7 protein-coding genes are annotated in these 6782 nt (G+C 74.4%); 4 read left to right on the forward strand and 3 right to left on the reverse strand.

What is annotated here, in order from left to right:
- Nucleotides 1–18: 18 nt before the first annotated feature.
- Together GGE06_RS40630 and GGE06_RS40635 are read right to left on the reverse strand one after the other, a co-directional pair.
- A complete protein-coding gene (locus tag GGE06_RS40630) occupies nucleotides 19–306 on the reverse strand; it encodes a sulfurtransferase TusA family protein (protein WP_312883484.1) in 288 nt (95 codons plus the stop codon).
- Entirely contained in the window at nucleotides 303–980 is a 678-nt protein-coding gene (locus GGE06_RS40635) for an ArsR/SmtB family transcription factor (RefSeq protein ID WP_184933180.1), read from the reverse strand. The genes GGE06_RS40630 and GGE06_RS40635 overlap by 4 nt, the downstream gene beginning before the upstream one ends.
- An 89-nt stretch (nucleotides 981–1069) precedes the next feature.
- Here GGE06_RS40635 and GGE06_RS40640 point away from each other — a divergent pair, with 89 nt between their 5' ends.
- The 4 genes from GGE06_RS40640 to GGE06_RS40655 all read left to right on the forward strand — a co-directional run bounded on the left by GGE06_RS40640 (nucleotide 1070) and on the right by GGE06_RS40655 (nucleotide 5336).
- Complete coding sequence (locus GGE06_RS40640) at nucleotides 1070–2449, forward strand: MBL fold metallo-hydrolase (protein ID WP_184933181.1); 1380 nt, start codon at nucleotides 1070–1072, stop codon at nucleotides 2447–2449.
- Nucleotides 2446–3708: an MFS transporter gene (locus tag GGE06_RS40645; protein ID WP_184933182.1), complete on the forward strand. Its 1263-nt coding sequence runs from the start codon at nucleotides 2446–2448 to the stop codon at nucleotides 3706–3708. Before GGE06_RS40640 ends, GGE06_RS40645 begins: the two co-directional genes overlap by 4 nt.
- Nucleotides 3709–3832: 124 nt before the next feature.
- Complete coding sequence (locus tag GGE06_RS40650) at nucleotides 3833–3979, forward strand: hypothetical protein (RefSeq protein ID WP_181924423.1); 147 nt, start codon at nucleotides 3833–3835, stop codon at nucleotides 3977–3979.
- A 214-nt stretch (nucleotides 3980–4193) separates the two neighbouring features.
- Entirely contained in the window at nucleotides 4194–5336 is a 1143-nt protein-coding gene (locus GGE06_RS40655; RefSeq protein WP_184933183.1) for a PP2C family protein-serine/threonine phosphatase, read from the forward strand.
- 48 nt (nucleotides 5337–5384) lie between these two features.
- Here the strand turns inward: GGE06_RS40655 and GGE06_RS40660 are convergent, their stop codons facing one another.
- A complete protein-coding gene (locus tag GGE06_RS40660) occupies nucleotides 5385–6455 on the reverse strand; it encodes a M20 family metallopeptidase (RefSeq protein WP_246533082.1) in 1071 nt (356 codons plus the stop codon).
- Nucleotides 6456–6782 lie beyond the last annotated feature (327 nt).

A 6782-nucleotide genomic window follows, 5' to 3' on the forward strand; every position in this document is an offset into this window, starting at 1 on the left:
GGGCGATCCGGCGGCGCGTCAGGCTCCCTCCCTGTGCCACGGGGCGTCGGACCTGGTGGGGAGGGCGTCGGCGGTGAGGCGCAGGGCGAAGACCGGTGAGCCGGCGCCGGGGACGCGGCCGAGGTACGCGTGGCCGGTCATGTGGCACCAGGCGGGCAGGTCGAGGGGCGCGGCCGGGTCGGTGGCGACGACGTGGACGACGGCGCCCGGCTCGACGCCGTCGATCTCCTTGCGCAGGCGCAGGAGGAGCGTGACGCAGAGCAGGCCGGTGCCGTCGACGGTGAGGTCCGGCGCGGGGACGGTCACGCCGCGTCTCCGGTGCGTACGGGGCGGTCGGCGAGGCGCCATTCGAGCATGCCGTCGTCGAGGCGGATCGCCCGGCGGCCGTGACCGGTGAGGAGCCGTACGGCGTCGTAGGCGAGCGCGCAGTACTCGCCGCGGCAGTAGACGACGACCTCGGCCTCCTCGGGCAGCTCGCCGATGCGGTCGGCCAGCTCGGCGACGGGGATGCAGAGCGCGCCGGGGATGTGCCCCGCGCGGTACTCCTCCGCCGGCCGGACGTCGAGCACCACGACGCCGCCGGCCGCGACCCGGTCGAGCAGCTCCTCGTGGGTGACCTCGACGGCGCCGTCCTCGCCGAGGTAGGCGTCCCGGGCGGCGGGTACGGCCGACTGGTGGCGGTCGGCGACCTTGCGCAGCAGGGCGAAGAGCCGGCCGACGTCGTCGCCCGCGAGCCGGTAGTGGATCCGTACGCCCTCGCGGCGGGTGGCGACGAAACCGGCCTGCTTGAGGGTCTGCAGATGGGCCGACGCGGTCGTCAGGTTGAGCCCGGAGGCCTTCGCCAGCGCGTCGACGGTGCGCTCGCCCTGGGCGAGCAGATCAAGCAGTTCCAGACGCTTTCCGCTGGCCAGCGCCTTGCCGCTGGCCGCGAACGCGTCGTAGAGAGCGGCCTTGCCGCCGCTCCTGGTGGCCTCTCGCATTGCATCCTCCACATATCCATGGATTACTGTAACTGAAGCCCCGCGGTGACGCTCCCCGCCCGGCACGGCACCTTCGGAAGGACGGCACGATGGGTTTCGCCGACGATCACCTGATTCCGCTGGTCGACCGAGGGCTGGGCAACAGCGCCTACCTCGTCGACCTCGGTGACGGCCGCGCCCTCGCCGTCGACGCCGGCCGTGACCTGCGCGCCCTGCACACCGCCGCCCGCGAGCGCGGACTGACCGTCGCCTACGCGGCCGACACGCACCTGCACGCCGACTTCCTCTCCGGCGCCCTCCAGCTCCGCCACGACCACGGCGCCGCCGTACTGGCCTCCGCCGCCGGTCACCGCGCCTTCGACCACCAGGGCCTCGCCGACGGCGACGAGGTCGACCTCGGCGGGCTCACCCTGCGGGCCCTGGCCACCCCCGGGCACACCGACGAGCACCTGTCCTTCCTGCTGCTCGACGGCGACCGGGAACTCGGGGTCTTCACGGGCGGCTCCCTGATCGTGAACTCCGCCGCCCGCACCGACCTGCTCGGCCCCGACCGTACGGAGGAGCTCGCCCGCGCCCAGTACCACTCCCTGCGCCGGCTGACCGAGCTCCCGGACGAGACCGCCGTCTGGCCCACCCACGGAGCCGGCTCCTTCTGCTCCGCACCGCCCGGCAAGGAGCGCACCTCCACCATCGGCGCCCAGAAGCGGGCCAACCCGCTGCTCGCCGCACCCGACGAGGACACCTTCGTACGGCGGCTCACCGCGGGCCTCGGCACGTACCCCGCCTACTTCGACCGGCTCGCCGAGGCCAACCGGCGAGGCCCCGCCGTCCTGACCGGCACCCCGCTCCTCCCGGAGCTCTCCGCCGAGCAGGTCCGCGCCCTCACGGCCGCCGGCGGGCGCGTCGTCGACGCGCGACCTGCCGTCGAGTACGCCGCCGGCCACATCCCCGGCTCCCTCTCCATCGCGCTGCGAAGCCAGTTCGCCACCTGGCTCGGCTGGCTCCTGCCCGACACCGCCCCGCTCGTCTTCGTCACCGGAGAGGGGCAGGACCCCGGCGAGATCGTCTGGCAGGCGTACAAGATCGGGTACGAGCGCCTCGCCGGCCGCCTCGCCGGAGGCATGCCCGCGTGGCTCGCCGACGGCAACGAGCAGGCGACGACCGCATTCGTCAGCGCGGAACGGGCCGGCGGCCGTCCCTACGTCGACGTCCGCCAGGAATCGGAGTTCACCGCCGGGCACGTCCCCGGAGCGCTCCACGTCGAACTCGGCGCGCTCGACCGTGCCGCCGCCGACGCTCCGAACGGCGCCGTCGTCGCCTGCCGTCACGGCGAGCGCGCCATGACCGGAGCCGGCCTCCTCGAACGCGCCGGTCGCACCGGCATCGCCGTCCTCGACGGCGGACCCGCCGACTACGCCGCCGCCCATGGCCAGGATCTCGTCCGGGGCCCGGAGGACACCCGCCCGTGAAGACCGCACTCCCCGTCGAAGACCGTCCGGCCGTCCGCCTCGGCCTGCGCGAGAACCGGCTCCAGTTCACCCTGCTCGTCGTCGTCAACGTCTGCGTCGGCGGCCTGGTGGGCCTGGAGCGCACCACCGTGCCGCTCATCGGCACCGAGACCTTCGGCCTCACCAGCGACCTCGCCGTGTTCTCGTTCATCATCGCCTTCGGCCTCACCAAGGCCCTGACCAACCTGGCCGCCGGGGCGCTGACCGCCCGCTTCCGCCGCAAGCAGCTCCTCCTCGCGGGCTGGCTGATCGGCGTGCCCGTCCCCTTCGCCCTCGCGTACGCGCCCTCGTGGGGCTGGATCGTCGCCGCCAACGTCCTCCTCGGCCTCAACCAGGGCCTGACCTGGTCGATGACCGTCAACATGAAGATCGACCTCGTCGGCCCGGCCCGACGCGGCCTGGCCACTGGCCTCAACGAGGCCGCCGGCTACACCGCCGTCGGCGTCACCGCCCTCCTCACCGGTTACCTCGCCACCACCCACGGCCTGCGCCCCGTCCCCGAACTCATCGGCGTCGTTTTCGTCGCCGCCGGGCTCGCCCTCTCGCTCCTCGTCCGCGACACCGCCGCCCACGTCGCCCTCGAACTCGCCCGGCACGCCGAACCCCTGCCCACGGGCGAGGACACCGGCCTGAAGGCCACGTTCGCCCGCACCTCCTGGCGCGACCGCTCGCTGCGCGGCGCCAGCCAGGCCGGCCTGGTCAACAACCTCAACGACGGCCTCACCTGGGGCGTCTTCCCCCTCCTGTTCACCGACCACGGCCTCGGCATCGCCGCCGTCGGCCTGATCAAGGGCCTCTACCCCGTCCTCTGGGGCATCGGCCAGATCCCCACCGGCCACCTCGCCGACCGCGTCGGCCGCAAACCCCTCGTCGTCACCGGCATGCTCGTCCAGTCCGCCGGCTTCGTCCTCGCCCTCGCACTCCTCGACCGGCCCCTCCTCGCCGGCGTCCTGTCCGCCGTCGCCCTCGGCCTCGGCACCGCCATGGTCTACCCGGCCCTCATCGCCTCCGTCTCGGACCACGCGCACCCCGCCTGGCGCGCCAACGCCCTCGGCACCTACCGCTTCTGGCGCGACATCGGCTACGCCGCCGGCGCCCTCGTCGCCGGCATCCTCGCCGACCTCCTCGGCCTGAACGCCACCGTCATCGCCGCCGCCGCCCTCACCGCCGCCTCGGGCCTCCTCGCCGCCCGCTGGATCACGGAACGCCCGAAGGGCTGACGGCGCACGACGGGTGCGGTGTCCACGCACGTCACCGAGCAGACGTCGAGAAGCGGGGGCGGCCGTGCTCCGGTGCCTGAGTCCCGGGGAGAGAGCCGTCGCCGAGGTGTACGCCGCGAGCCGCATGACCTGGTCCCAGGCCGCCGAGACCGCCGGAGCGGACGACCCGGCGGCGTTCGGGGAGCGCGTACGGACGAAGCTCAAGCGACTGGGCAGGCGCCGGCAAGCCCGTGCGGCGGCTGCCGTGCGGCCCGCGGCGGTGGCGCGGTGAACGTCCTGGCCGGCGCGCTGCCCGAGTTCCTCGGCAGCCTCGCGGCCGCCCTCGTACCGGCTGCGGGCCGCGTCGCCCGGCGCGCGGTGCGACAGCGGCGGGGGAGACCCCGCGGGCGGTGAACCCGCGGCGGGCCCTGCGCGGCACGGACAGGGCCGAGGCGTCGCCCCGGTGGCAACAGGACAGGTCCCGTCACCTGAGGTATGCCTTTCCCATGGGTCCCCGCCGACGAGTCTCCCTTCCGCGTCCCTCGCGGCGCGGCGGGCGGCTGCTGCTCGCCGCGCCCTTCGCGCTGATCGCGGCGGTCACCGTGGTGGACGTCCTGGTTCCCCCCGACGTCCACCTGGGACCCTTCCTCATCGCCGCGCCCGCCGTGACGGCCTCGTTCGCGGGGCCGCGGATGACGGCCTTCGTGGGCGCGGTCGCGGTGATCGCGCAATCGGTGGTCGCCGTCGCGCGGACCACCTTCACGGACCTGAACCACACGTACCAGATCGTCGCCCTGGTCCTGATCTCGGTGATCGCGACCTTCTTCGCCTACCTGCGCGAGCGGGACGAGGGCAGGGTGACGCGTCTGCGCTCCATCGCCCACGCGGCCCAGAGCGTCGTCCTGCGCCCGCTGCCCGAACGGGCGGGTCCCCTGCGCATCGCCTCGGTCTACCTGGCGGCCGAGGAGGAGGCGCAGATGGGCGGCGACCTGTACGCGGCCGCCCGCACGGGATCCGGCACCCGGCTGCTGATCGGGGACGCCAGGGGCAAGGGCCTCGACGCCATCAGCGAGGCGTCGCTCGTGCTGGGCGCCTTCCGGGTCACGGCCCGCCGCGAACGGGAGCTGCCCGACCTGGTCAGACACCTGGAGGCGGGGGTCGGCTCGGTCGAGGAGGACGGGGGCCCGGCGCAGGCGGCGCCGGACGCCGACCCGGCGGCCGACGACGCGGACGAGGCCTTCGTCACGGCCCTGGTGCTCGACGTCCCCGACGACGAGCCCGTGGTCCGGCTCGTGAACTGCGGGCATCCGCCGCCCCTGCTCCTCAGGGACGGCCGGGTGATCCCCCTGGAAGTGAGTCACCCCAGCCCTCCGCTGGGGCTCGCGGACGTGTTCTCGCCCGACGTCGAGGTGGAGGAGTTCCCCTACGGCGTCGGTGACGTGCTGCTGCTCTACACGGACGGAGTCGTCGAGGCCCGCGACCACGCGCGCGCCTTCTATCCGCTGGCGGAGCGGCTCGCCGCCTGGACGGGCGAGGACCCGCCGACCCTGCTCGGCATGCTGCGCAGCGACCTGCGGGCGTACGTCGGCGGTCACCTCGGGGACGACGCGGCACTCGTCGCGGTGCAGCGCCTCGCGCCGGATCCGTGACCCGGTCGTCTCCCGGGGACCGGGGCGGGGCCGCCCCTCCGCGTACGGCTACTCCGCCCGACCGTTCCGGATGGCCCCGACCAGGCCGGTGACCAGGTTCGCCCGCTCCGCCATCGCGTCGACGAGCAGGAACTCGTGGTCGGCGTGGGCGCCGCCGCCCACGGCCCCCAGACCGTCCAGGGTCGGGATGCCCAGCGCGCCCGTGAAGTTGCCGTCGCTGCCGCCGCCGACCGCCACGCCCTCGATCCCGGGGAGCAGTTCGCGTGCCGTCGCGAAGAGCGTCCGGGACGCCGACTCCGGCAGCGGCGGCCGGTTCACGCCTCCGCGGACGGTGAGGGCGGCCCCTTCCAGACGGGGGGTCAGCCCCGCGAACGCCGCCTCGACGCGGTCCTTCTCCTCGGCCGACTCGACGCGGACGTCGACCCACACGGTGGCCTGAGCGGGAATGACGTTGTCCGAGGTCCCCGCGGACGCCACCGTGGGGGACACCGTCGTGCCGAGGTCGGGGCGGCTCAGCGCCTGGACGGCCAGCACCTGATGGGCGGCCTCCACCAGGGCGTTGACGCCGGCCTCCGGCTCCAGGCCGGCGTGCGACGCGCGTCCCGTGATGCGCACTTCGAACGACCCGCATCCCTTACGGGCGGTCTTGAGCCCTCCGCCCTCGGCCGCCCCCTCGAAGACCAGCACGTGGCCGCAGGCCCGGGCCCGTTCCTCGATCAGCGCGCGCGAGGCCGCCGAGCCGACCTCCTCGTCCGCCGTCACCAGGATCTCCACCCCGCTCAGGTCGTCGAGCGCGGCCAGTCCGTGGACGGCCTGGACGAGCCCGCCGAGCATGTCGAAGACCCCGGGACCGAACGCCCGCCCGCCCTCCACCCGGAAGGGGCGCCGTTCCAGGGTGCCCAGGGGGAAGACCGTGTCGTGGTGACCGAGCACGAGCACCCGGGGCGAACCGCCGCCGCTCCAGTGGACGTGGGGGCCCGCGGCGCTGTCGATCAGCGTGGCCTGCCCGCCGAGCCTCTTCTCGATGACCGTGGCGACGGCGGCTGCGGACGCGCCGATGGCGTCGAGGTCCCGCGAGGGGGACTCGATCTCGACCAGGGTGCGCAGGTCGTCGAGCATGGCGTCGGTGTCCACGCGGGCGTGGTGGTTCTCGATCACGCCCTCAGTATGGTGCGCGCGGCGAGCCCGCCCCGACCCGAGCCGCGGGAGGCCCCGCGCGCGGCGCACCGGCCTCATGATCGACACTGGACGCATTCGGGAAACGTACGTTCGACGGTCCGTTCACCTCCTCTTCGCCTGCGACTGGTCATCTGGCCATGCCGGACGCCGTGCCGGCACGTCCGAACCAACGAGGAGTGCGATTCATGCCCAAGCCCACCCGTCGTCAGCTCGCCGTCGCCACCGCCCTGGTGGCCGCGACCGCCGTGGCCGTGACCGTCACCTCGT

Source organism: Streptomyces nymphaeiformis (genome assembly GCF_014203895.1).
GTDB lineage: Bacteria > Actinomycetota > Actinomycetes > Streptomycetales > Streptomycetaceae > Streptomyces > Streptomyces nymphaeiformis.